Annotated in this window: 21 protein-coding genes; 11 read left to right on the forward strand and 10 right to left on the reverse strand. The window is 61.4% G+C overall.

Annotated elements, in window-relative coordinates; all coding sequences use genetic code 11:
• The first annotated feature begins 30 nt into the window (after nucleotides 1-30).
• The 4 genes from GLL_RS05210 to GLL_RS05225 are packed head-to-tail and all read left to right on the forward strand — an operon-like array spanning nucleotide 31 to nucleotide 4,068.
• A complete protein-coding gene (locus GLL_RS05210) occupies nucleotides 31-1,545 on the forward strand; it encodes an NADH-quinone oxidoreductase subunit M (RefSeq protein ID WP_011141006.1) in 1,515 nt (504 codons plus the stop codon).
• Between the two features lie 22 nt (nucleotides 1,546-1,567).
• Nucleotides 1,568-2,878, forward strand: coding sequence for a CO2 hydration protein (locus tag GLL_RS05215; protein WP_011141007.1), 1,311 nt, complete (start codon nucleotides 1,568-1,570; stop codon nucleotides 2,876-2,878).
• Between the two features lie 21 nt (nucleotides 2,879-2,899).
• Nucleotides 2,900-3,304, forward strand: a complete 405-nt coding sequence (locus GLL_RS05220; protein WP_011141008.1) for a fasciclin domain-containing protein — start codon at nucleotides 2,900-2,902, stop codon at nucleotides 3,302-3,304.
• A 47-nt stretch (nucleotides 3,305-3,351) separates the two neighbouring features.
• Nucleotides 3,352-4,068, forward strand: coding sequence for a Uma2 family endonuclease (locus GLL_RS05225; protein WP_164928653.1), 717 nt, complete (start codon nucleotides 3,352-3,354; stop codon nucleotides 4,066-4,068).
• A 14-nt stretch (nucleotides 4,069-4,082) separates the two neighbouring features.
• Here GLL_RS05225 and GLL_RS05230 read toward each other — a convergent pair whose 3' ends face one another.
• Entirely contained in the window at nucleotides 4,083-5,105 is a 1,023-nt protein-coding gene (locus tag GLL_RS05230; protein WP_011141010.1) for a hypothetical protein, read from the reverse strand.
• A 103-nt stretch (nucleotides 5,106-5,208) separates the two neighbouring features.
• Between GLL_RS05230 and GLL_RS05235 the strand changes: the two genes are divergently transcribed.
• The 3 genes from GLL_RS05235 to GLL_RS05245 all read left to right on the forward strand — a co-directional run bounded on the left by GLL_RS05235 (nucleotide 5,209) and on the right by GLL_RS05245 (nucleotide 7,494).
• The gene (locus GLL_RS05235) at nucleotides 5,209-5,862 is read left to right on the forward strand and encodes a hypothetical protein (RefSeq protein ID WP_011141011.1); all 654 of its coding nucleotides are present in this window, start codon (nucleotides 5,209-5,211) and stop codon (nucleotides 5,860-5,862) included.
• 79 nt (nucleotides 5,863-5,941) lie between these two features.
• Nucleotides 5,942-6,574, forward strand: coding sequence for a Uma2 family endonuclease (locus tag GLL_RS05240; protein WP_011141012.1), 633 nt, complete (start codon nucleotides 5,942-5,944; stop codon nucleotides 6,572-6,574).
• Nucleotides 6,575-6,639: 65 nt separating this feature from the next.
• Nucleotides 6,640-7,494 (forward strand): SAM-dependent methyltransferase, encoded by an 855-nt coding sequence (locus GLL_RS05245; protein WP_011141013.1) that lies wholly within the window; start codon nucleotides 6,640-6,642, stop codon nucleotides 7,492-7,494.
• Nucleotides 7,495-7,706: 212 nt separating this feature from the next.
• Here the strand turns inward: GLL_RS05245 and GLL_RS05250 are convergent, their stop codons facing one another.
• The 4 genes from GLL_RS05250 to GLL_RS05265 all read right to left on the reverse strand — a co-directional run bounded on the left by GLL_RS05250 (nucleotide 7,707) and on the right by GLL_RS05265 (nucleotide 11,911).
• Nucleotides 7,707-8,762, reverse strand: coding sequence for an ABC transporter ATP-binding protein (locus GLL_RS05250; RefSeq protein WP_011141014.1), 1,056 nt, complete (start codon nucleotides 8,760-8,762; stop codon nucleotides 7,707-7,709).
• Entirely contained in the window at nucleotides 8,759-10,390 is a 1,632-nt protein-coding gene (locus tag GLL_RS05255) for an ABC transporter permease (protein WP_011141015.1), read from the reverse strand. Before GLL_RS05255 ends, GLL_RS05250 begins: the two co-directional genes overlap by 4 nt.
• A gap of 6 nt (nucleotides 10,391-10,396) precedes the next feature.
• Nucleotides 10,397-11,407 (reverse strand): extracellular solute-binding protein, encoded by a 1,011-nt coding sequence (locus GLL_RS05260; protein WP_164928654.1) that lies wholly within the window; start codon nucleotides 11,405-11,407, stop codon nucleotides 10,397-10,399.
• Between the two features lie 129 nt (nucleotides 11,408-11,536).
• Nucleotides 11,537-11,911 (reverse strand): hypothetical protein, encoded by a 375-nt coding sequence (locus tag GLL_RS05265; RefSeq protein ID WP_011141017.1) that lies wholly within the window; start codon nucleotides 11,909-11,911, stop codon nucleotides 11,537-11,539.
• Nucleotides 11,912-12,158: 247 nt separating this feature from the next.
• Between GLL_RS05265 and GLL_RS05270 the strand changes: the two genes are divergently transcribed.
• The 4 genes from GLL_RS05270 to GLL_RS05285 all read left to right on the forward strand — a co-directional run bounded on the left by GLL_RS05270 (nucleotide 12,159) and on the right by GLL_RS05285 (nucleotide 19,364).
• Nucleotides 12,159-15,551 carry a response regulator gene (locus tag GLL_RS05270; RefSeq protein WP_011141018.1) on the forward strand — a complete coding sequence of 1,131 codons (3,393 nt, stop codon included), beginning with the start codon at nucleotides 12,159-12,161 and terminating at the stop codon, nucleotides 15,549-15,551.
• Nucleotides 15,552-15,650: 99 nt separating this feature from the next.
• Nucleotides 15,651-16,664 (forward strand): aspartate-semialdehyde dehydrogenase, encoded by a 1,014-nt coding sequence (locus tag GLL_RS05275; protein WP_164928655.1) that lies wholly within the window; start codon nucleotides 15,651-15,653, stop codon nucleotides 16,662-16,664.
• Nucleotides 16,661-17,542 (forward strand): 4-hydroxy-tetrahydrodipicolinate synthase, encoded by an 882-nt coding sequence (dapA, locus tag GLL_RS05280; RefSeq protein ID WP_011141020.1) that lies wholly within the window; start codon nucleotides 16,661-16,663, stop codon nucleotides 17,540-17,542. Before GLL_RS05275 ends, dapA begins: the two co-directional genes overlap by 4 nt.
• Before the next feature lie 58 nt (nucleotides 17,543-17,600).
• Entirely contained in the window at nucleotides 17,601-19,364 is a 1,764-nt protein-coding gene (locus tag GLL_RS05285) for a ribonuclease J (RefSeq protein WP_011141021.1), read from the forward strand.
• A 21-nt stretch (nucleotides 19,365-19,385) separates the two neighbouring features.
• Here the strand turns inward: GLL_RS05285 and topA are convergent, their stop codons facing one another.
• From topA to GLL_RS05310, 5 genes are all read right to left on the reverse strand, one after another.
• Nucleotides 19,386-21,347, reverse strand: a complete 1,962-nt coding sequence (gene topA, locus GLL_RS05290; RefSeq protein WP_011141022.1) for a type I DNA topoisomerase — start codon at nucleotides 21,345-21,347, stop codon at nucleotides 19,386-19,388.
• A gap of 69 nt (nucleotides 21,348-21,416) precedes the next feature.
• Complete coding sequence (locus GLL_RS05295; RefSeq protein WP_011141023.1) at nucleotides 21,417-22,079, reverse strand: HEPN domain-containing protein; 663 nt, start codon at nucleotides 22,077-22,079, stop codon at nucleotides 21,417-21,419.
• A gap of 14 nt (nucleotides 22,080-22,093) precedes the next feature.
• Entirely contained in the window at nucleotides 22,094-23,293 is a 1,200-nt protein-coding gene (locus GLL_RS05300; protein ID WP_164928656.1) for a DUF262 domain-containing protein, read from the reverse strand.
• A 158-nt stretch (nucleotides 23,294-23,451) separates the two neighbouring features.
• Entirely contained in the window at nucleotides 23,452-24,609 is a 1,158-nt protein-coding gene (gene corA / locus GLL_RS05305; RefSeq protein WP_011141025.1) for a magnesium/cobalt transporter CorA, read from the reverse strand.
• 81 nt (nucleotides 24,610-24,690) lie between these two features.
• Nucleotides 24,691-25,248, reverse strand: coding sequence for a phycobiliprotein lyase (locus GLL_RS05310; RefSeq protein ID WP_164928657.1), 558 nt, complete (start codon nucleotides 25,246-25,248; stop codon nucleotides 24,691-24,693).
• Nucleotides 25,249-25,280 lie beyond the last annotated feature (32 nt).

Genomic DNA, 25,280 nt, shown 5'->3' on the forward strand with positions numbered 1-25,280 from the left:
TCTCCACACGACGCGCGAGGTACGGTTGCAATGTTGAGTGTGCTTATCTGGTTGCCGGTGGTGGGCGCTCTGCTGGTGGGCCTCTGGCCCGGCGCTTCCGCCGCAAGATTGCGAAGCATCGCCCTCGCCTTCGCCACGGCCGGGGTGCTCTGGTCGGCCGGGTTGCTCTGGCAGTTCGACCCTGCCCGGCCGGGGTTGCAGTTTGTCGAATTTATCCCCTGGATTGCCCCGGTAGGCCTGCACTACAGCCTCGGGGCGGACGGCCTCTCGCTGCCGCTCATTGCCCTCAACAGCCTGCTCATCTGGATCGCCATCTACAGCAACGCGTACTCCGGCGAGCGCCCCAGGCTTTACTACGGCTTGCTGTTGCTGGCCGGGGGCGGGATGGCCGGAGCGTTCGCCGCCCAGAATTTGCTGCTGTTTTTCTTGTTCTACGAGCTGGAACTGCTGCCCTTTTATCTGCTCATCTTTTTGTGGGGCTGCAGTGAGAAGCGCGGCTACGCGGCGATGAAATTTCTCATCTACACCGCCGTCTCGGGCTTCTTAATTCTGGGTGCTTTTCTGGGCCTAGTGCTGCTGGACGGTTCGTCAAGCTTCGCCTACGGCGAACAATCCACCGCCGCCCTGCCGTTGATTACCCAGTTGATTCTGCTCACGATGCTGCTGGTCGGCTTCGGCATCAAGATTCCGCTGGTGCCGCTGCACACCTGGCTGCCGGACGCCTACTGCGAAGCGTCCCCGCCGGTGGCCATTCTCTTAGGCGGGGTGCTCGCCAAGCTCGGAGCCTACGGCCTGCTGCGCTTCGGCCTGGGGCTCTTTCCTGAGACCTGGGCACTGGTGGCGCCGGGGCTTGCCACGATCGGTGCAATCACCGCTGTCTACGGCGCCTTCTCCGCCATTGCCCAGAGGGACATCAAGCGCATGGTTGCCTACAGCTCGATTGGCCACATGGGCTATATTCTCCTGGCCGCCGCCGCCGCCACCCCTTTGAGCCTGCTCGGGGCGATGCTGCAGATGGTGAGCCATGGCCTCATCCTCGCGATTTTGTTCCACCTGGTGGGGGTGGTCGAAGCCAAAGTCGGCACCCGCGACCTGGACGTGCTCAACGGCCTGATGAACCCGATTCGCGGCCTGCCGATGGTGAGCGCGCTATTGGTGCTGGGGGGGATGGCCTCCGCCGGCATTCCGGGGCTGGTGGGCTTCGTGGCCGAATTTCTGGTGTTGCAGGGCTCCTTTGCCGCCTTCCCGGTCCAGACGATTCTGTGCGTCGTCTGCAGCGGTCTCACGGCGGTCTACTTCGTGATTTTGCTCAACCGCACCTGCTTCGGTCGCCTGGATAACGCCACCGCCTACTACCCGCCGGTGCGCTGGATCGAGCGCACCCCTGCATTGATCCTCGCCGGCATCATCCTGGTCCTGGGCGTTCAGCCCGAGTGGCTCTCGCGCTGGAGCGAGGTGACCGCCGAGTCGATGGTTACCCCAGTTCAAAGTGCGGCCAACCAGCCCAAAATGCCGGCCGCCGCCGCTTCTCTCAGCCCGAACTAGTCACCGCACGAGGTATCCGCCGATGACGACCGCCACAAAATCCCCTATCCTCCCCGGCTACAGCGGGGTGCTCCCGCCCTCCCAGCACGAATTTGCGCAGGTCGTTCACCGCCTGGAGGCGGGCGGAGCGATGTTGCCGGATTCGCCCGAGAACCTGATGCAAATCATCGGCATCTACAAGGCCTACGCCGTGCCGATGGACTTCTACTGGCGCGACTTGCTCTATATGGCCGAGCAGGTCTTCCTCGATCCGCTGCCCTTTTTCAAGTACTTCCCGACCCAGGAATATCTGGATCGCCACAACCACTACGCGGGCGAGGACGCCGACTTGCGCATCTGGCGCGGTCCCGCCACCGCCCACCCGGAACTGTTGGCCTTCATGGAAAAGGGCGAAACCGGCAAGATGCCCAAGTTGTTCCACCACCTCTGGCACGACCGTATCAACATGGAATTTGCCGAGGAGTGCATGCGCGCCATGCTCTGGCACCAGGGTATGGGCGGGCGCTTCAACGATTATCTGGACAGCGACGAATACCGCGAGGGTGCCGATCGGGCTATCCGCGCCTACTTCAAGGGCAATCCGGCCATGCTCGCCCTGCACAAACTCTTTCCGGACCTGTTCTTGGAGCAGTGCCGCCAGGCGAGTTACCTGGCCAACCTGGGCCTCTTTTGGGAGGTGATGGCCCCGGTCTTCTTCGAGATGTCGGATTTGTTCGACGAGGGCAAATTGCGCACCGTCCCCGAGGCGATGAACTTTCTCGTCAACGGCATCTTTGCCATTGCCGGGCGGCCCATCTACCACCACGTCTATATCCGGGGCGAGTGCTACGAGGTCATCCCCAAATCCAAGGGCTTCACCTGGCTGTACGAGGCGGCCCTGCCCTACGTGGAGGCCGTCTTTTACCGCACCTCTCCCTTTCGCGGCACCAAGTCCTATAACGCCCAGGCCAAGCAGGTACCCGAAGATCAAAAAGACTTTCACTTTGGCATTCTCTATGCCGATGTCTTTCCGGTGGGCACCGCCGGGATCCCGCCCACGCTGCTGATGCAGGACATGTACCATTTCCTGCCGCCCTATCTGGTCGAGTACTACAGCCGCCACTGCAAGGGCAAGGACGACATGCTCATCCAACTGGGCATCACCTTTCAGCGCTCGATGTACTGTGTCACCTCGGCGGTTATCCAGGCCTTGCGCGCGGCGTTACTCTACCCGCTCGACGATCCGAATCCGCGCCATTTGCAGGCCAACCGGGCTTTTTTTGAGATGCAGCTTGACCGCTTCAAGCGGCCCGAGGCGCGCCTGCGCGATATCCAGCACCAGGACTACCGTTAGCTACCCAAGGAAAACACTCCCATGCCCGACATTGTCGACATCGCCGTGGGCGCCGGTGCCTTCAAGACCCTGGTGACCGCCGTCCAGGTGGCCGGCCTGGTTGATACCCTCAAAAGTCCCGGCCCGTTCACTGTGTTTGCCCCCAACGACGAGGCCTTCGCCCAACTGCCCCCGGGTACCGTCACCTCCCTGGTGCAAAACCCGCCCCAACTGGCGCGCATCCTCTGCTTCCACGTCGTCCCCGGCCGCTACAAACAGGCGGACTTGGCCAGGGTGGGTTCCCTCAACTCCGTCGAAGGCGCCCCCATCCCCTTTTATTGCGCAGAAGGCGTCTTCGAGGTCAAAAACGCCACGGTCCTTGCGGCGGACATCGAAGCCGACAACGGCATCATCCACGTCCTGGACCGCGTCATCTTGATGGGCTAGGAACATCTGCACACATCGGCTAGGATGAGGCCAAAATGGTCCAGGCCATGGTTATCTCTACCCAGGCGGTCCAGTACCCGGATTCTGACGGCCAGCCGATGTCCGACAACACCCGGCAGTTTCGCTGGATCGTCTACATCAAAGAAGGGCTCGATTGGCTGTTCGCAGACAATCCCAGCGTGTTCGTGGCGGGCGATCTGCTGTGGTACCCAGTGGAGGGGGACAACAAGACCCGCCAGGCTCCCGACGCGATGGTCGTCTTCGGCCGCCCCAAGGGCGACCGGGGCAGCTACCGGCAGTGGGAAGAAGGCGACGTCGCTCCCCAGGTGGTCTTCGAGGTGCTCTCGCCCGGTAACACGGTGCCTGAGATGAGCCGCAAGCTGCTGTTCTACGAGCGCTTCGGTGTAGAGGAATACTACCTCTACGATCCCGATCGCTTTGATCTGGCCGGATTTGTGCGTCGGGACGACCGCCTGGATCCGGTCGATGCAATGCAGGGTTGGGTCAGCCCGCGCCTGGGGGTGCGTTTCGCTTTGGCCGACAACGGCGACCTGGTTCTTGTCCGTCCCGACAGCTTACCTTTTGAGAGCTATCAAGCCGTCGCCCGCAGGGCCGAAGCGGAACGACTTCAGACCCAGATGGCGCAGCAGGAAACCCAGATGGCGCGGCAGGAGGCCGAACAGGCTCAGCAGCGGGCTCAGGTAGCCGAGCAGCGCGCCGAGGAGCTGACCCGGCGTCTGCAGGAAATGGGATTGGAGCCGTAGCGCCGCAAAATGTTTCAAGGCAAATCTGTCCTCAAGTCTTCGATCAGGCGCACCGTCAGCGGTCCGGCCGGGACTCCGTAGACGCGCGGGGGGGCGGCGGCCGGTCCTGCGAGGCCACCCAAAAGTACTCCCAGTAAGCCGCCGATCGGGCCGCCTACCAGAAAACCGCCATAACCGGCCATCACGCTCGGATGGGCCACAGGGCCAGTATTTCCACCTGAAAGGGGCGTGTAGATGACCGCTGAAGCGGCGGCGATCGCATAACGGTTCCCGTCAATCTCCAGTTCGCGAATCACCAGTTGCGCCCCGCCGTCGGCCTTTTCGACCAACCCATGCACGCGGCTGCCGCGGGGAATGACGATCGTGCCGCGCGCCCCCACCACCGGCTGATCCACTACCGCACTGACCGCCACCGACGCGCTCGCCGCCAGCGATACCTCCCGGTCAAGGCGCACCAGCATCGCGTTACCCGCGTGCACCAGCCGGCTGTCGTCGCCCCGTCCGGCGTCCGCCACCGGCTGACCGGCCATCAGCGGCTCGCCAATCACCGGCAGGTGGGGCCGGGCACTCTGGGCAGTGCTGATCGCTGGACGGGGCTCGGTGGCAGGCTCAGTCGCAAGCGCACTGAGATCCCCGGCAAAGGGGGCAAGGACAATGTTTTTGAGCCCGGCGGGGCTGCTCTGCCGCCGGATCTGACCTGCCAGACTCACTGGAACCGTCGCTTCGAGCGGTCGCTCCTCGCCGAGCAGTTGACCGCGCAACTTGACTTGTTTAATCTGTTTGTCCCGAGAACTCACCAGGTTGGCGAGCCCCACCAGCACCAGCTTCAACTGATCGCGGTCTGTATATAATTGTCCAGTCTCGATGGTGAGCATTTCCCCCGCGCGCGACAACCGCACCCGCTCCCCTGCCAGACCGCTTTGGGTGACAACCTTCTGCAAGGAAGCGACCGGGGCGGCCCCGAGTGGCTCCACGCTTGCCCAGAACAACAGCGCAACTGCCGCCGCCGCCGATACCCGTCCGCCCAAGCCCTGCATCGCTGTCTCCCGCCAAGCACTGCGGCGGCTGAGTGTTCATACAGATGGCAATTATCCTAGCGCATAGAATAGAAGCCCCTCTCTGTCTGCAGGATCACTGCCGATGGCTTCTATGCTCCAGTTGTGCAAGCTAAGCAAAAGTCTACTCATCGCGACCGGTTGGCTGTTGGGCTGCGCTATCCGGGTGAGCGCCCAGACCCCCGACAGCACCGCCGACACCGAATTGAGCGAACCGTCCACCGAGTCCCCGCCCGCTTTGCAGCTGGGGATCGAAAAAGTGATCCCCGAGTGGGTGCGCGGCACCTGGCGCTACACGTCGATCATCGTCGAAGAAAAAGGCTTTCGAAACCTCGGCCGCTACCGCAAAGAAGAACTGGCCCTGCCCGGCGACCTCTCGCCGCGCTACTACACCCATTACGACGACGGCGAGAAGCTGGAGCGCGTCTGCTGGCAGGTGACCCGCCACACCTCCGAGCGCTTCGCCTTCACCGAGCGCCTCAAAGATAGCCGCGGAGCACTTCTGGAAGATTTTGTCGAAATCACCAGCGTCAAACCAGGGAAAGCAGCGATCCGCCAGCGTACCGTGGTGCTCAAAGCAGCGGGCTGGACCGGCAAAAAGCGCACCGGCGGCCTCTTTGAGCACGCCCCCGGCACCAGCGGCGCCTACCATGTACGCACCGGCGTCATGCAGCGCGATCCGGGCTCCCAGAGCGAACGGCTGCAGGATGTCGACCTTGACCGGTTGCGTTGCCGGTAGAGCGCTGCACAGCGCCGCAGCACACGATGCTGGAACATCTGCACACATCGGCTAGGATGAGGCCAAAACGGTTCGTGCTATGGTCATCTCCGCCCAACCGGTACAGTATCCCGACTCCGACGGCTTGCCGATGTCCGACAACACCCGGCAGTTTCGCTGGATCGTCACCATCAAAGAAGGACTCGATTGGCTGTTCGCCGACAATCCCAGCGTGTTCGTGGCGGGCGATCTGCTGTGGTATCCGGTGGAGGGGGACAACAAGACCCGCCAGGCTCCCGACGCGATGGTCGTCTTCGGCCGTCCCAAAGGCGACCGGGGCAGCTACCGGCAGTGGGAGGAGAACGGCATCGCTCCCCAGGTGGTCTTCGAGGTGCTCTCGCCCGGTAACACCGTGCCGGAAATGAGCCGCAAGCTGCTGTTCTACGAGCGCTTCGGTGTGCAGGAGTACTACCTCTACGACCCCGACCGCTACGATCTGGCCGGATTCGTGCGCCGGGGGGATTCCCTGGAACCGGTCGAGGCGATGCAGGGTTGGCTCAGCCCGCTGCTCGGGGTGCGTTTCGCTTTGGCCGACAACGGCGACTTGAGCCTGATCCGCCCGGACGGTCGTTCTTTCGAGAGCTATCAGGCCGTCGCCCGACGTGCGGAAGCGGCAGAGAAACGAGCGGAAGAATTGACCCGGCGACTGCGAGAATTGGGACTGGAACCCTAGCCGCCCGGCGCACTAAAGCCTGACAAGGCTCCTGCGACGATCTGGCGGCTTCTATCGGTCGCACTATGTCTTTGTTTCGACGCCGCACCTTGTTGCTTAGCAGCCTGGGTCTCTGGCCGGCCGGCCGGCTGCCGGCCCAACCGGGAGGCAATCTGGTCGTTCCCTACGTGCCCACGGCGGATGTGGTCGTGGCAGCAATGCTCAAGCTCGCCCGCGTGGGCAAAGACGACTATTTGATCGATCTCGGTTGCGGCGACGGGCGGATCGTCGTCACCGCCGCCCGCGAGCACGGCACGCGGGGTCTTGGAGTGGACATTGCTCCCGAACTGGTGGAACTGAGCCGCACCAACGCCCGGCGGGCCGGTGTCGATGAACGGGTACGCTTTGCTGAGCAAGATCTTTTCCAGACCGACCTGCGCCCGGCCTCGGTCGTGACGCTGTATTTGTTTCCTGAGATCAACCTGAAGCTCAGGCCCAAGCTCTTTGCCGAACTCAAGCCCGGATCCCGCGTGGTCTCCAACGAATGGGACATGGGCGAGTGGCAACCGGACGAGACCCTCAAAGTGCAGGCGCCGGACCGTGCCTATCAGATCTTCGCCTGGACAATCCCTGCCGAAGCCCAGGGAGTTTGGGAGGGCAGTGTTTCTGCGGGCGGTCCCCCGCGCAGTTACCGGCTCGTGCTGCGCCAACGCTTCCAAGTAGTAAGCGGTATCCTGCTTGTCGAGGGTAGGGAGCATCTATTGAGCGATGCACGCTTGGAGGGCGACCGTCTGCGCTTTATTGCCCCGGCCGTAGGTTTGCGATTTGTTGGAGAGGTGTCAGGCAACAGACTCATGGGAAATTTCAATGAAGGACCGACTGAAAAAGGCCCAGTCTGCGACTTCCAGCAGACCAGGCGATTTAATGAAGTATGGTTCTAATCCAACCGGTAGTTTTCAAGGCGCCAATTTAAGAATGAAGTGCAACGGCTGAGAACTAGCGGGAGCCGGCCTCCGTAACATCAGCCGGATGTTCGCCAGGTAGATCATCGACTCGCTACTTTCGGGCCACTGCTCATAGTTTTTGTGCTTCGCACGGCTACGCCTACAATCGACGCTCGTGCAGCAGCCGGCCGAAGGTCCGCTCCACCACCCTACAGCGATTTTTCGACTCGCGCGGGTGGGCACGACGGCAGCATACGGGCGTTTTGGCGGGTAAAGCGCAGGTGGACGGGGGTGCCTGCGGGCAATGGATCCTCGTCGGCCTGGTACGCCTGCCACAGATCGCCCGACGGCAATTTCAGCGTGTAGCAGTACTCGCGACCCAAAAAAGCGACGGCGTCAATCACCGCCACGCCGTCCGCCGCCGGTACACAGCACACCGCCTCCGGGTACAGGGCGATCTCCACCTGGGCAGCATCGGTGGCGGGCGCAAACGGCAACAGCCCCAACTCGCTTTGCCAGCCTTCGGGGGTGCGCCGGGCGACGAGCACATTGGCGCGGCCGACGAAGCGGGCGACAAAGCGCGAACGCGGGGCGCGGTAGAGGCGCTCGGGGGTGTCCCACTGCTCTAAACAGCCGCCGTTGAGCACGGCGACGCGGTCCCCGAGGCTCAACGCCTCCGAGCAGTCGTGGGTGACGAATATCGCGGCGGTGCGTGTCTTCTGGAGGATGGCGCGCACTTCCTCGCGCAGGGCAACGCGCACGCTGTAGTCGAGGTTGCTGAACGGTTCGTCGAGCAGCACCAGGCGCGGCTCCGGGGCGAGGGCGCGGGCGAGGGCGACGCGCTGCTGTTGGCCGCCCGAGATCTGGTGGGGATAGCGCTCGCGCTCACCCGACAAACCCACCAGCTCGAGCAACTCGGCGATGCGCTTGGGGGCGGGGTTTTTGAGGCCGAAGCCGATATTTTGAGCGACGCTCAGGTGCGGAAAAAGCGCAAAGTCTTGAAAGACCATGCCGATGCCGCGCCGCTCAGGGTTCAGGCAATACCCCGCAGCAGCGACCGTCTGCCCCGCAAAGCGAATCGAACCGGCGTCGGGCACCTCGAAGCCCGCCACCAGCCTGAGCAAGGTCGTCTTGCCGCAGCCGCTCGGCCCCAGCACCGCCAGAATTTCGCCCGCTTCGAGCGCCAAAGACACCCCCGCGAGGGCGCTCTGGCCCCGGGCGTAGCCTTTGGCGAGATGGTCGAGCACCAGCAGGGGTTCGCTCATCGGGGCACCTCCGTCCGGGCGCGCACGAACAAAAAGGCAAGCGGAATGAGCGAGCAGAGCACCAGCAACAGCGCCGCCGGGGCGGCGTGGGTATAGACCGATTCGCTGGCCGGAATCCAGATGCGGATGGGCAGCGTGTCGAAGCCGGCCGGGCGCAGCAGCAGCGTGGCGGGCAATTCCCGCAGACTCGACAGAAACACCAGCGCCCAAGCGGCGATGAAACTCGGCCACAACAGCGGAAAGCTCACCCGCACCAGGGTCGACATCGGGGAGCAGCCCAGGGAGCGACTCGCCTCTTCGAGCGTGGGCGAAAGCTGGGAGAGGGCCGTGCGCAACCCCTGCAGCGCCTCGGGTAAAAAGCGGACCACATAGGCCACCAGCACCATCGCGACGGTGCCGTAGAGCCAGGGGACAAACTGGGTGCCCACGAACACCAGGCTGAGGGCGACCACCAATCCCGGCAGGGCATAACCGAGTTGGGAGAGGCGATAGAACACGCCGGCCGAGCGCGACGGATAGCGCACCCACAGCAGGGCCACCGGAAAGGCGGCGACCGTGGCGATGGTGGCGGCGGCGGCGGCACTGGCGAGCGAGTGGGCCAGGGCCTGCCAGACGTTGTTGTAAGCAGAAGTCCAGACCGCTGCCAGGGCGCTCCGGTCGGTGAGGCTCTGGAAGGTCCAGGCGACAAGCAGGGCAAAAGGCAATACCAGTGCCAGACCCACCACCGTGCCCACCGCCAGCAGAGCGGGTACGCGCCAGGGGCCAAGGGGTACGGGTGCCGGGGGCCGCCAGCCGCTTTTCATCTGGGTCACCCGCCCACCGCCCTGGGCACGCTGCTCCGCCCAGAGCACCCCGAGGGCAATCACCACCAGCACCGCGCTCAGCACCGCCGCCCCGGCCCGGTCAAAGCGGGTGGTCAGTTGCAGATAAATCGCGGCAGTGAAGGTTTCGACCCGCAGCAAGCTCACCACCCCAAAGTCGGAGATGGCATAGAGGGCCACCAGCAGGCTGCCCGCCCCGACGGCAGGCGCCAGAAGCGGCAGGGTGACGCGGCGAAAGGTCTGCCACGGACCCTGGCCACAGGCGCGCGCCGCCTCGATCAGCCCGCGGTCGGTGCTGCGCAGTTGCGCCCCGGCGAGCAGATAGACGAACGGATAGGTCGTCAGTACCAACACCAGCGCCCCGGCCGGAAAACCGATGAGCCGCACCTGCGGCACCGCCGCCACCCCGAGCCGGACTGCAAGCCACTGCTCGATGAGTCCCTGCGGTCCTGCCAGGGTCAGATAGCAAAAAGCACCCACGTAGGGGGGGATCACCAGCGGCATGGCACAAAGCACCCGCCACAGCGAGCGCGCCGGCAAATCGGTGCGCTCGACCAAAAAGGCCAGCCCCGTGCCCACACCGGCGGCCAGGACGGTGACTGCGAGGGCCAACGCGATCGTCGTGGCCAAGAGCGGCCCCAATTGCGTCGCAAGCAGGCTGCTCCAGGTGGCCCCATCGACCTCGAAGCTGCGCACCAGCAGATACACCAGCGGCAGTCCCAGGGCGCACGCCACCGTCCCCGCAAGCCAGAGAAGCGGAGCCGGGGCGCGGCGAAGGGCGGGTTCACCCGCTTGCAGATTGCGCATCGATGCTCACGGCATACCGGCACCGTTGGCCAGCTTCAATGAACCGTCCACCTCTTTGGCCAGGGCCGACAGGGGCACCTGGGTGACTTTAAAATCGCCCAGCGAACGCACCCCTGCCTGGGCTTGCACCCCCGGCAGCAGCGGAAATTCGTAATTGGCCTGGGCGAAGATTTCCTGGGCCGGGGCGGTGGCCAGAAAATCCACGAAGCGCTGGGCGGCGGCGGTGTGCTTCGCCCCTTTGACGATGCCCACGCCGCTGACGTTGATCATCGTCCCCATCTGTCCTGCCCCCTGGTCGGGGTAGATGACCCCCACGGGCGAACCTTCCGCCAGTTGCAGGTGGTAGTAGTAGTGATTGACGATGCCCAAAGGAAATTCACCGCGTCCGACCGCCTTGCGCACATCGGTGTGGCCCTTGAGAAAGGTCGTCTGGTTGGCCACCAGGCTCCTGACGAATTCGCGGGTTTTCTCGTCGCCCAGCACCTGGCGCATCTCGCTCAGTTGGCCCAGCATCGATTCGTTGGCGGTGCCGGCGGCGGCGATTTTGCCCTTGTATTTGGGATCGCTCAGATCCAATAGCGACTTGGGCAAGTCGGCTTCTTTGATCAACGATTTGTTGTACATGATCACGCGGGCACGGCCGGTGACTCCCACCCAGCCCGCACCCCGGTAGCGCGCCGGGATCTTCTCGATCGAAGCGGATTGGTAGGGCTGTAACACCCCGAGATTGCCCAGCCGACCCAGCACCCCGGCGTCGTTGGCGACAAACACGTCCGCCTGCGGGTTCTTCTGCTCCTCGAGGAGCTGGTTGGCCAGGGCGCTCGCATCCCCGCTTTTGAGCACCACCCGAACACCCGTCTCCTTCTGGAACCGCTCGAGCACCGGCTGGATGAGCGGCTCCTTGCGCCCGGAATAGACGACCAACTCCTCACTCCCCTGGGCAAGACCGACCGACGGTACCGCGGTAAACAGGCCACCGACGGCGAGCACTCCCAACACTTGTCGACGCGTGAACACAGCAACCTCCAGAACATTCATTCGCACGAAAACATCTCCCGCAACCGCCGCGACCACGGGCGTTGCAAGGGGCGTTCTTGTAGCCTGTGAAACTATAATCTTGCTGCAATTAATTGTCAATTGTGCCGCTTAGGGGCGCTTTTGGCGGTTGCTGCGGCGCTGTCGGCGGTTGGGTCGGGCGGGGTTGGGCGGGGTGCGCACGCCGAAGGGGGGCTCCACCCGGCCGCCGCTGCGCTCAGTGCGCAAGTTGCGGTAGCTGATGGCGGCGGACCCCCAGTAGGTGAGGCTCCAAAGTGCAAGTACCAATCCCAGCCAGTGCAGCCAGCCGTCCGGATAGGCCACAAAAAAAGTAAGACCGACTGCCCCAAAGGCAATTGCCGAGGCGACGCCGTCCTTGATGAGCGCCGCCCAATTGCCCATCAGATTTTTCTCGGTGAGCTTGAAGTAGAAGTAGAGCGCCCCGGCTGGAACGAGCACCAGCAGCGGCCACCAGGTAGAGTCCATGACCCAAATGTTAGCGCACGTCCAACCGCCCGGCGATGCCGGGGGATTCGGGAGCGGTTCTAGTTTGTGAAGCTAAGCCTGACGGACCAACCGGTGGGCATTTGTTGCACCCGCCGATGCGGCGGGCGCATACTGTTAACACGCGGGTTTCACAGAACTGGCCTTCCGGCAGTCTTGGGTTTCAACCTGTCAGTCACCGCATCTGCCTTTTGGTAGATAGACCAAGCGTAGGACGAGAGAGAACCGGGTGATTGCGAAATTTAAATCCCAACGAAAAGGCTCAATCGCCAGGCGGCTGTTGCTGACCCTGGGTTCGCTGCTGCTCGTTTTTTTGCTGGTCTTCGGATTCAATTATGGGCTGGTATTCAATCAGGTCGAAAACCTCCGGCAGTCCTATCGGCTCAGCCGTGAACTCAATATTAACGTCTACCGGATGCAAGAGGGCATGACCGATCAGGAGACGGGCGTGCGCGGATTTTTGCTGGCCCGCCAGGAGGAGTTTCTCGCCCCTTTCTATCAGGGACGGGTCCAGTACCTGCGCTCCCTCGAAGAAGCCCGGCGGGTCGTGCAACTGATCACCGTCCGCATCGAAGACCCGCAGATGCGCAGTCAGATGCTCAGCGCCCTCGACGCCGCAGGACAAGCGGCTGAGAGCTGGTACGAATTTGTGCGCGCCGGCGAAATCGAATCGCTCCGGCGCGGCGATGTGGCTGCGGCTCTGGACCTTGGCCGCAGCCGCCAGGGTAAAGAACGCTTCGACCGGTTTCGCCAGGCGGCAGCGGAGGTGCGCAGGCGCAATGACCTGCTCTTTGCGCAGCTCGAAGCGCGGATCAGCGAGCGGCAGAACCAGAGCGAAATCTTGAGTATCGGGCTTCTGGCGATGGCCGGGTTGCTGGCTGGGGCAATTTCCCTGGGATTGGTGCGCAGTCTAAGGCGGCCTTTTGCGGCGCTGGAGGCGGCGGCGGTGGCCCTTGGCGAAGGAAATTTTCAGACGCGGGTACCTGCTGAAGTCATCGAAAACGACGACGAGCTGGCGGTGCTCGCCCGCTCCTTCAACCAGACGGCCGAGCGGCTCGGCCGCCAGAACCTCGAATTGCGCGAGCGCGACATTCTGGGCAGCCTGCGCGTCCTCGATGCGGTAATCGTCGAAGAAATCGACCTCGACTGCCTGTGCGGGCGGCTGCTCGAGAGCCTGGGGGAACTGACCGGGTCGCAGTTGGGGGCGCTCTATCTGCTCGAAGGTGAGCGGCTGCTCTTGCAGAGCAGCCTGGGTCTGAGCGCCCCGGCGCCTGCCATTCGCCTGGGTGAAGGCATGGTCGGTCTGGCGGCATCCCGGTGCGCCCCGGTAGTGCTGCAGAGCCCCCCCACGGGGGAGCCGCTCTCCCTTGAGACTCCCGCGGGCGCGCTGCAGCCGCGCAGCCTCTCCGCCTGGCCGCTTTTGAGCAAACAGCAACTGGTGGGCGTGCTGTTTGTTGCGGGTCTGGAGCCCCTGGCTCCCATGGCGCGCAACCTGCTCGAAAGTGTTTCAAGTCAGCTGGCCGTCGCCCTGCTCAACAGCCGCAGCGTGCGCGCCGTCGAAGAAGCGCGGGCGCGCCTGGAAGCCACGTTCGAGCAGATGTCCGACGGTGTGTCGATTGCCGACGCCCGGGGCAATCCGCAACTGATCAACCCGGCGGGACTGCGCATTCTGGGTCTGCCTGCCGATCAAGATCTCACCGACAGCGACTGGCAGAATCGCTTCGAGGTGTTCACCCTGGAGGGCGAGCCTTTGGAAGCGCAGGAAGTGCCGGTTCGCCGCGCCGTGCGCTTCGGCACCACGGTGCGCGCCGACTTGCAAATTCGGATCCGCCAGGGACGCTCGGTACTGTTGTCGGTCAGCGCTTCGCCGCTCAAAGACGGCCGTGGCAACATCTATGGGGTGGTGGCCGTTTTTCGCGATGTGACGGTCGAGCGCGAGCGCGAGCGGCGCCTGGTGCAGCAGGCTCGCGAATTGGAGGCTCTGAATACCGAACTGGCGGCTACCAACGAAGAACTCGAAGCCCAGCAGAGCGAACTGGAGGCCATCAACGCAGAACTCGAGCAGCAGCGGCTGCAGATCGAGAGCCAGAATCAGGAACTCGTCGAAGCCGACCGCCAGAAGAACAACTTTTTGGCCTCAATGAGCCACGAGTTGCGCACACCCCTCAACGCGATTATCGGCTTCTCGCAGCTGCTGTTGCGCAACAAAAACCTGCAGGAGCAACCGCAGGTACTGCTGCAACTCGACCGCGTCTATCAGAACGGCAAGATCCAGCTGCGGCTGGTCAACGACATTCTCGATCTCGCCAAGATCAAAGCGGGCAAAGTCGAGTTGCGCTACCAGCCAGTCGCCCTCGAACCATTCGTGCGCGAGGTCTACGCCGCCCTCGAAAGCCTCGCGCTCCAAAAAAATCTGTCGGTGCGCATCGCCGTCGACCCATCCATAGGGTCCGTCGAGACCGATCCGCAGCAACTGCGCACGATCTTGATCAACTTGCTCAGCAACGCCTTCAAGTACACCGAGCGGGGCGAAGTCGAAGTGCGCGCCCGGCGCCCGGCGGCCGACCGCTTCGAGTTGGAGGTGCGCGATACCGGCGTCGGCATCGATCCGGACCAACAACAAAAAGTCTTCGACGAATTTAGCCGCCTGGAAGGGGCCGCGACGCGCCAGGCCAGCGGCACCGGATTGGGGCTGGCTATCTGCAAACGGTTGGTGACGCTGATGGGAGGCGAGATTTCGTTGGTGAGCACCCCGGGCGTGGGCAGCACTTTCACCGTCCGTCTGCCCTGCGGGCCTGCTGTTATCCCTGCCGGGCGCTCGGCGGGTGAGCCGCCGAAGGTGCTGTTTATTGAGCACGACCTGCAGGTGCAGCAACTGGTGGCCACCCGGCTTGCCGAGCGCTCCTACCGGTTGCTGTTTGCCCCCGACAGCATCGAGGGCATCCAGATTGCCAAAGCCGAACGCCCCGATGCGATCGTGCTCGATCCGACCCTGCCGCGCACCGATCTGTGGGGGGTGCTCTTCGAGTTGCGGACCGACCCCACTACCGCCGGTATTCCAATCTTGTTGCAGAGCATCGCAGGCGAGCGGGGCCTGGCGATCCCGCTCGGACTGGCGGATTTTCTGACCCGCCCCGTGGGCCAGGAAAGTTTGCTCGCGGTACTCAAGCGCCGCCGGGTCGCCCCCGAGGGCGATGCGATCTTGATCGTCGACGACAGCGCCGACAACCGCGAGTACCTGGCCGCCTGCCTGCGCGACGAAGGCTACCGTGTGCAACCGGCCGCCTCCGGCCACGAGGCCCTCGCCTACCTCGAAAGCCACCGACCGCAACTGGTCATCCTCGATTTGATGATGCCGCAGATGGACGGTTTCGAAGTGCTCAGGCGACTGCGCCGGATGCCGGGGGGCAGGCAGTTGCCGGTGCTCATTTTGAGTGCCATGGATTTGACCGAACAGCAGCGTCAAACCTTGCTTGCCGAGCAGACCGAACAGATCCTCAAAAAAGGCGATCAGAACATCGACGAGCTGCTGAGCTTGCTCGACGACACCCTGCGCCGACAGCTTGAGACGGCCAGAGCGGCCGGAGCAGAGAGGCTGACACCGGATACCCGAAGCCTGTAGAATGGGTGTATAGTTGTGCAACAAAACATTAAAATCAAAAATTTATCAGCCCACTCTTTTGACCAAACGCACCACTGACCAACCCGTTAAGGAGGCCGATTGACAAACGCATATCGTGTCGCTGTTCTGGGAGCCACCGGAGCAGTGGGCACCGAGATGGTCAAGTTATTACAAGAGCGCCACTTTCCCCTCGCCAGTCTCAAGCTGCTTGCCTCGGAGCGTTCTGCGGGCAAGTTGCTTGATTTTGCCGGTGAATCGCTGCCCGTTGAGGTGCTGAGGCCCGAGGCTCTCAAAGGCCAGGACATTGTCCTGGGTGCCACCGAGGCAGATGTGGCCCGGCAGTATGCCGGGGTGATCGTCGAAGCGGGGGGAGTGTTTGTCGATAACTCCAGCGCCTTTCGCCAGGATCCGGCGGTGCCGCTGGTGGTGCCGGAGGTTAACCTGGCGGATCTGACTGCCCACTGCGGAATTGTCGCCAGCCCCAATTGCTCTACAATCCTGCTGGTGGTGGCCGTGTGGCCCCTACACCGGCGCCGGCCCCTGAAGCGCTTGGTCGTCTCCACCTACCAGGCGGCTTCCGGGGCGGGGGCGGCGGGCATGGCGGAGCTTGAACGCCAGACGCGCCAGGTGCTGGCGGGCGAAGTGCCCACAGCCGAGGTTTTTCCTCACCCGATCGCCTTCAATCTTTTCCCTCACAATTCGGCTATCGGAGCGGACCGCTACTGCGAGGAAGAGCGCAAGATGGTCCACGAGACACGGCGCATCTTTCACAGCGCGGCCCTGCCCATTGCCGTCACCTGCGTGCGCGTGCCGGTCCTGCGCGCCCACAGCGAGGCGGTCAACCTCGAATTTGAAGAGCCCTTCCCGGTGGCGGAGGCACTGGCGCTGTTGCGCGAAGCCCCGGGATTGCAGGTGGTCGAAGATTGGGAGCGCAACCACTTTCCGATGCCCGTCGAGGCGAGCGGCCAGGACGCGGTGTTGGTGGGGCGGGTGCGCGAGGATCTCTCCTGTCCGGGGGCTCTGGACCTGTGGCTTTCGGGCGATCAGATCCGCAAGGGAGCGGCCCTCAACGCCGTCCAGATTGCCGAACAGTTGGCGGGAGGGAGGCGGTGAGCTTCGGTCGGGTGCTCACGGCGATGATCACACCCTTCGACGGCGAGGGTAATGTCCATTACGCCGAGGCCGAAAAACTGGCCGACTATCTGGCGGCCCACGGCAGCGATACCCTGGTCGTCTGCGGCACCACCGGCGAATCGCCGACCTTGAGTTGGGAAGAAGAGTACGAGTTGTTCGATGTGGTGCGCCGGGCGGTGGCCGGCCGCGCCAAGGTGGTGGCGGGCACCGGCTCCAACGCCACCCGCGAAGCGGTCGTCGCCACCCGCAAAGCCGCAGCCCTGGGTCTCGACGGCACGCTGCAGGTGTGCCCCTACTACAACAAACCTACCCAGGACGGGCTTTTTGAGCACTTTCGCGCCGTCGCCCAGGCGGGCGATCTGCCGGTGATCCTCTACAATGTGCCGGGGCGCACCGGCGTGCACCTCGCCCCTGAGACCGTCGCCCGCCTTGCCGAGGTACCGGGAATCGTCGCCATCAAAGAAGCGAGTGGTTCCCTAGACCAGGTGAGTGCCGTCCGGGCGCTCACCTGCGAGGATTTTGTGATCTACTGCGGCGACGACTCGCTGACCTTGCCGATGCTTGCCGTCGGGGCGACGGGTGTGGTCAGCATCGCCTCGCACCTGGTGGGAGAGCCCATCCAGCAGATGATCCGGGCCTTCGAGAACGGCCACAACGACAAAGCCCGCCGGATTCACCTGCACCTGTTGCCGCTTTTTCGAGGGCTTTTTTGGGAGACCAATCCGATTCCCGTCAAGCTGGCCCTCGCCCTGCAGGGCTGGGATGTCAACCATCTGCGCCTGCCGCTCGTCGCCGGGAGCGAGGAACTCGGCTCCCGGCTTGAAAAGCTTTTGCACCAGCTTGAACTGCTGGTCTGAGCGGTCCGTCCGACCGCATCTTTACCACGACAACACCGCACACAAGGAACCTTATAATATGGCTGAAAGCCCGAACCAGACTGTTTCGCCCCTACGCATCACTCCCCTCGGTGGGCTGGGAGAAATCGGCAAGAATACCTGGATCTTCCAGGTCAACGACGAAATTATGCTCCTCGATGGGGGTCTGTCGTTTCCGACCGAGGAGATGCACGGCGTGAACCTGGTGCTGCCCAATATCGATTGGCTGATCGAAAACCAGGAAAAAATCGTCGGTATGGTGGTCACCCACGGCCACGAGGACCACATCGGCGGCATTCCCTATCACCTGCAGCGGCTGCGCATCCCGGTCATCCATGGACCGCGCCTGGCGATGGCTCTACTTGAAGACAAACTGCGGGAGGCGGAGCTGTTGGGCCGCACCCAACTGCAGACGGTCGGGCCGCGCGGCACCGTGCGCGTGGGCAAGTACTTTCTGGTCGAGTACCTGCAAAACACCCACTCGATGGCCGATTCCTACACCCTGGCCATCCACACCCCGGTAGGGGTGGTGATGCACACGGGCGATTTCAAGTTCGACCATACACCCGTGGACGGCCGCAAATTCGACTACCAGCGGCTTGCCGAATACGGCGAGAAGGGCGTGCTGTGTCTGATCAGCGATTCGACCAACGCCGAGGTGCCGGGCTTTACGCCCTCCGAGCGCTCGGTCTACCCCAATCTCGAGCGCTACATCAAAGAAGCCCCCGGTCGGGTGATCGTGACGACGTTTGCTTCTTCGGTCCACCGCATCCACATGTTGCTCGACATCGCCCAGAAGACGGGCCGCTCGGTGTGCGTCGTGGGCCGCTCAATGCTTAACATGATCGCCAAGGCCAAGGCCTTGGGATTTATTCCCAACTTTTCAGACTCGCTCCTCCAGCCGGTTCAGGCCGCCAATAGCCTGCCTGCCGAGCGGGTGCTGGTGCTCACCACCGGTTCGCAGGGCGAGCCGATGTCGGCCCTTACCCGCATCGCGGGTGGCGATCACCGCCAGGTCAAAATCCAGCCGGGCGACACGGTGATCTTCTCGTCCAATCCGATCCCCGGCAACACGATCTCGGTGGTGCGCGTCATCGACAAACTGATGCAACTGGGGGCCAACGTCGTCTACGGTCGCGAGCGCGGCATTCACGTGAGCGGCCATGGGGCCATCGAAGATCAAAAGCTGATGCTCGCCCTCACCAAACCCAAGTTCTTCTTTCCCTGCCACGGCGAGTACCGGATGATCCGCCGCCACGCCCAGACCGCCCAGGAGATGGGCGTACCGGCCGCAAACATGTTGCTTACCGAGAACGGTGACGTGGTCGAACTCACCCCCGAGTCGATGCGCGTCGTCGATCGCATCCCGGCCGGGGTGGACCTGGTGGACGCGAGCCGCTCGACGATGGTCAACAGCAACGTCCTGCGCGAGCGCCAGCGCCTGGCTGAGGACGGCTTTGTGACCGTGGCGATCGCCCTCACCCCCCAGGGAACCTTTGCCGCCCGGCCCCAGATCTCGATCAAAGCGGTGGCCCGCTCCGCCGAGACGCGCAACCTCGAAGACATGCTGCGCACCGCCCTCGAACGCACCCAGGGCCGCTTCGGCGAATTTCGCCAGCCGCTCGAAGCCGGCGCCTTGGGCTACCAGTACGACTGGATGGGGATCAAGCAGCTATTGGAGCGCACCGTCAAGCAGGTGACCCGCGAGATGCTCCAGAGCCACCCGCTCATTCAGGTGCTCCTGCAGACGCCGCTGGAGGCTCCTGTGACCAGTTTGCCGCTCGCTGTAGCGACCTCGGCGTAGGGACCGGTTCGGGGTGCAGTGTCAGGGAGTTTGCGGGTCCGTTTTGGGCTTGGGAAGCTCCCAGATTTTGCGCCAGGGGTTCCAGAACATCACCAAATCCGCACAGGCGGGGCACTTGAGAAAGTAGCCCCGCTTGACTTTTTTGGAGGGTACCTTCGAGAGCGCCTGGCGGCAACGGGGACAGGGGGTGCGCGAAATCTGCGGTGCTTGGGCTGTGCGTGGAGCGGCCGGACGCTTCGGAAATTCCGCCGCAATCGCCGCGCGGGCGCGCGCCACCGCCGGCACCAGATAGTCTGTGTTCCAGCCGATCAAATATTTTTCCCAGGGCTCGCGGCTTGCGGCAATCGCATCGAGGCCCGTCTCCATCCGGGCGGTAAAGGCGCTGTCGACCAGTTCCGGCAGCGTGCGCCCGAGCAGCGCGTCGGTGGCCAGACCCAGCTCGGTGGGCACCAGCGCGCGGCCCTGCAGTTCGACGTAGGCGCGCTCTTTGAGGGTTTTGATCGTCGAAGCGTAGGTCGAGGGCCGCCCGACCCCTTTGCGCTCCATCAGCTGCACCAGCTTCGGCTCGCTGTAGCGCGGCGGCGGTTGGGTGCGCTTTTTTTCGTGGGCCGAGCGCAGCAGTTCCAGGTTCTGTCCGGCTTCGAGGGCGGGTAGGGCCAGGGCCGCCTCCAGGTCGTTCCAGTAGCGCGTGTAGCCCGCGAAGGCGACGGTCATGCCCAGAGCCTGCCAGTGCACCGGGCCGGAGCGGGTCAAGATCTTTGTCTTGGCCAGGCGGGCCGGGGCGCACTGCGAAGCCACCGCCCGCCGCCAGACAATGTCGTAAAGCCGCAGTTGCTCCTCGCTCAGGTGCGCTCGGATCGTGCGCGGCGTCAAGCTGACGTCGGTGGGGCGGATCGCTTCATGGGCCTGCTGGGCACCTGCGCGGGAGCGGTGCGTGGCGCTGCGGGCGGGCAGATTGTCGGGGTCATTGATCTGCAGGTAGGTGCGCGCCTGTTCGACAAATTCGGGGGCCACTTCGACGCTGTCGGTGCGCATGTAGGTAATGAGCCCCTTGCGGCCGGTGGGCAGGTCGATGCCTTCGTAGAGCTGCTGGGCGATACCCATCGTGCGCTCGGGGTTGTAGCTGAGCAATGCCCCAGCGGCCTGCTGGAGGGTACTGGTGGTGAAGGGGGCCGGGGGGATCTTCGTAACGGTGCGCCGCTCGACGCGCTCGACAGCGTGGGGGTGGCTGCGCGCCAAGGCGACCAGCCGGTCGGCCTCCGCTTCGCTCAGCACCCGGGTCGATTCGGCGGGGGGCGCTTCTTTGTTCGATTTGGCGTCGTCGGTCGCCTCGGTCGACTCGGGCGTCTCCTGCACGTCCCCTTGGTAGTAAGCCCGCCAGCCGGGGGCGTACTCGACCCACACCGACCAGTAATCGACCGGCACAAAGGCGATAATCTCCCGTTCGCGCTCGCACACAAAGTGCAGCGTCGCACTTTGGACCCGGCCCGCGCTCTTGCCGCCGGTCGCATTCCAGAGCAGGGGCGAAACTTTGTAGCCCACCAGCTTGTCGAGGCACTGCCGGGCGCGCTGGGCGCTCACCAGGTCCATATCCAGGCGACCGGGTGATTGCAGGGCTGTGCGCACGGCTCCCTCAGTGATCTGAGTACAGCGGATGCGCCGGGGGGATTTGAGGCGCAACTCCCGTGCCAAATGCCAGGCAATCGCTTCCCCTTCACGGTCGGGGTCGGTGGCTAGATACACTTCCTGGGCCTTAGCCGCCGCTGTGCGCAGTTTCTTGAGCGTCGCCATCCCGCGCTCGCCGCGGGGCACGTAGCGGCAGGTTATCGCCTCGGGGCCGACATCGAACCCCAGGTGATCGGCACCGTCGTTGGCCAACTCCATGACATGACCCAAAGACGCCTGCACGTCCCAGCCCGCGCCGAGAATTGCCTTAAAAGTTTTGATCTTACCTGGACTTTCGCAAATCAATAGCCGCATCATTCACAAATTTACACCCGAACAGCGCGATAGTCCCGCAAAATTAAGTTGTTGATCTAGATGTTGTTAGGATTATACAAAATTTATATCTTGCATCTTGTTTAGTGCAGTTTGATGAATATGCTCACACAATTCCAAACAGTCTGCAACTTGATCTCTTGCATCTTCTGGCGATAGAAAGCTTCTCACAATTCCCTTATGGGCTACATCTCCTCTATATTTAGCCAATCTATTTAAGGACTCTATGACTCTGGTTTCATTCATGATATTCAAACCAACAGGTAGCAGTAGTTTCTTCAGATATTTTAGGGAAATACCGTGATTATTATTAACTTCTTTTGAGAAGGCACTGACAATGCTGTCGATATTTTCTTTCAAATATGAGTAGCAACTTTTCTCATCTTCGCGATCATCAACTTTGATCTTCGGCCTGGAACCATAAAAGCATAAAAGATAGAGTAGAGGCTCCGTCGCTTTCTGTGACGTTAACCAGACATTGCAGCTATGGTGCATGATTTTCAGCACTACACTCTCAAAGTAGTCTTCTAAGGCTGCATGTGCAAGGATGCAGTACGACTTGACATGAAAATCGTATTCTTGAGGATCAACAGGATCAGCAGTAGGATCGGTTTGAAAGAACTGCTTAATCAATGCATCCTCTATATCTGATAGCTGTTTGAACAAATCGTCGTAGACTGCTGTTAACTGCTCCTTTATGGTGGAGGTACTCGGCATCACTATTTTCCGTCTTAACGATTTCTCACAGGAACGTCATCGATTTCACAATTGTACGCATCATTAACTAGCTCCTGGAATAAGCTATAGCGCGTTTCGTATTTGTCCAAGCTTTTGGTAGTCGACTCAATTGAACTTCGAAACACTGGATTATTGCCACACAACTGCTTGAACTTTTCAAGAAATCGCTCATTGTTTTCAATGGTTGCATGTGCATCAGAAAGTCTACAAAAGTAATAAATTTCAACTTCAAACAAAGCCTTGTTAAATCTTGCCTCCCATTTGTCACCCGTGAATTTCCTTCCAATGTGTTGTACAGTGAGTATCTCAGACAGCCGCGCCAGGGCTATGTTAAAGTCCCCATATAGTTTATCTACTTTGGGTTTACACTGAGACCAATTTTTTGTGATAGCGGCCATTGAATCATCAAGAAATTTTTTCAGATTTCCTTTGTATTGATGAGGGAATAAAGAAATGCAAAAAAAACGAAGCAGAATCTCGACATCCTGAAGCCTAGGATCAGAGCCTCTGAGCCTAAGTACTTCGTGCAACAACTGATAGCTGTTGGTAATCTCAATTAAGTAGTCAGCAAATGCGCCTTTTTTCAGAACTTGCCGAAGTTCCTGAGTAGCTAATGGGGAAGAGCCAGTGTTAAGTCTGTAAAAAATATCGTACAGAATATCATCTGATGCATAGTTTGATATAACGGTGCACCGGATGTCAGCATTTAAAAATCGTCTATAATCTTCGCTTAGGCTTGCTCGGCTTTTTAGTTGGGCATAGGTGACACTATTTAAATCTTTTCTAAGAAGTAGATTTTTAAGTTTCGGATCGTTCCAGTAGTTAAACTTATCAGGCTCAAAAAAGCCAGCAATGGTTAGAAGGCGTTGCTTACCATCAATGACTATAAATGACTTTTTGAGCTCCTTATCCTCTGCGAAAACAATCTCAGGCACTGGGATGCCGACAATTAGGGATTCGATTAACTTGCTTCTTCTATCATCGCTCCAGGCATTACGGCGCTGAAATTTAGGATTTAAGTCAATGTTTCCTTTCTGTATTTGACTAACAATTGTTTCAACAGTCCAATCCCTAGAGTAGACAATCAGCTCTGAAAGATCTTGATCTTCAGGAGCGATATCCTCAATGGTATCTTGATTTGCTTCCTCGATATTAATGACGCTTTCGGGAACCTCGAAAAGGATTGCTTCCATATGACTCATAGTCGATTTAGTAATGCAAGACTAACACATCTGGATTAGCGTTATATACTGCTGGAAAATGCAGCATATCTTAAAGATTTTTTGCAAAGCTTCAGTTAAAGACACGAATTTTATGACTTGAAATCCTAACCCTTACGTGTCCAAATATCTCACTTTTTGCTCTGCGAGGAGAAGCTCTCAAACCAGCCCCGCCGCCAAAAATAGACGACCAGACCCACGGCCACTATGAACATCAGCACCAGGCTGAACGGATAGCCCCAGTACCATTCCAGTTCGGGCATGTTCCAGGGGGATTTTTCGGGATCGAAGTTCATGCCGTAAACCCCGGCGATAAAGGTCAGCGGAATAAAAATGGCCGAGATCACCGTGAGGGTCTTCATCACCTCGTTCATACGGTTGCTCACCGAGGACATGTAGATGTCGGTCAGGCTCGAAGCCAGTTCCCGGTATGTCTCCACCATATCGATGATCTGGATGGCGTGGTCGTAGCAGTCGCGCAAGTAGAGGCGCACCTCCTCGCCAATCAGCGGGTTGGCATCGCGGATGAGGGCGTTGATCACATCGCGCTGGGGCCAGATGGCGCGCCGCAGCATGAGCAGTTCGCGCCGGAGCAGATAGATTCTCTCAAGGGTAGCGCGGGTGGGGTTTTCTACCACCTCCGCTTCGAGTTCCTCGAGGCGTTCGCCGAAGTCTTCGAGCACCGGGTAAAAGCCGTCGATGATCGCATCGAGCAGCGTGTAGGCCAGGTAGTCGGCGCGCTGATTGCAGATGATGCCCTTGGCGGTGCGGATGCGCTCGCGCACGGGGCCGAAGACGTCGAATTTGGCTTCTTCCTGGACCGTGAGCAAATAGTTTTTGCCCAGGATCAAACTCACCTGTTCGCTGAAAAATTCTTCTGCTGTTTCGGAGGTGGGACAGACCATCCTGGCGATAATCAGCAAGTGATCCTTGTATTCTTCCACCTTGGGGCGCTGGGGCACATTCACGATATCTTCGAGCACCAGCGGATGCAGCCCGAATACCTTGCCCAGGCGGCGCAGGATGTCCTCGCTGCCGAAGCCGCGCACGTCGGCCCACGAGACCGAGTGGTTGTCCAGGTAAGGCGTCAGTTCCTCGGGATTTTCCACCCTGCGGCCGGTGGATTGTTCGGCATCGTAATCGATGAGGTGGATCTCGGGCGGTGGAGCGTTTTTGTCGATGCTGAGCGTTCCCGGCATGGTACCGGGGTCGTCGTAATGGTAATCGACGTAGGACTCATCCTCGTCGGAACCCATTGCTTCTCCGGCTTCCGGCTTCCGGTCTCGCATGGCGGCCGCACTCTGAAGGGCACCACCCAATTCTAGAGGCATGGGCCGGCCGGCACCCGGGACAAACCGGACGCTACCGGCTTAGCTGACTTTCTTCTCGACGCCGAAACCGACCAGTTCCAGTTCCCGAAGCGGCAGGCTGTCGAACTGCGGGCGGCGGAAGTTCTGGATCTGGCGGATGCGCAGGTCCGGCTGCACGAGGGTGATCGAATCGACCGAGACGACGCGGGTGTAGCGCGTCGTCATCCGCAGTTCGGCGCGCTCGGGGTCGTAGCGGAAGTGGGACACCATCGGACGGGCCTCCTCGTAGGCCCGATCGCGCAAATAGTCGCCTTCGAGGAAGCCACCCTCCTCGATCTGGGTCGGCACGAAGAGGATGTTCAGGTCCATCGCCACTTTTTCGCCGCGATCTGAAACCGTATCGAAGGCCAGATAAAAGCCGTAGAGCGGTTCCGGCGCATCGGTGGGCCGTTCGTTGTCGGCGAGCACCTTGTGCTGGCGGTCGGTGGTGAGGGGGCGGATGTCGTAGTTGGTGTGGGAGCGCTCCACCCGGCCTTCGGCGTCGCCCAGGTAGTGATAAGTGCGCTCGATGGACCACTTGCCCAGGCAAGCGTCAAAAAATTCGTCAATTGTTGTCATGATCAGACCTCCCGCCCGTCTGTCGCCCATTT

Source organism: Gloeobacter violaceus PCC 7421 (assembly GCF_000011385.1).
GTDB lineage: Bacteria > Cyanobacteriota > Cyanobacteriia > Gloeobacterales > Gloeobacteraceae > Gloeobacter > Gloeobacter violaceus.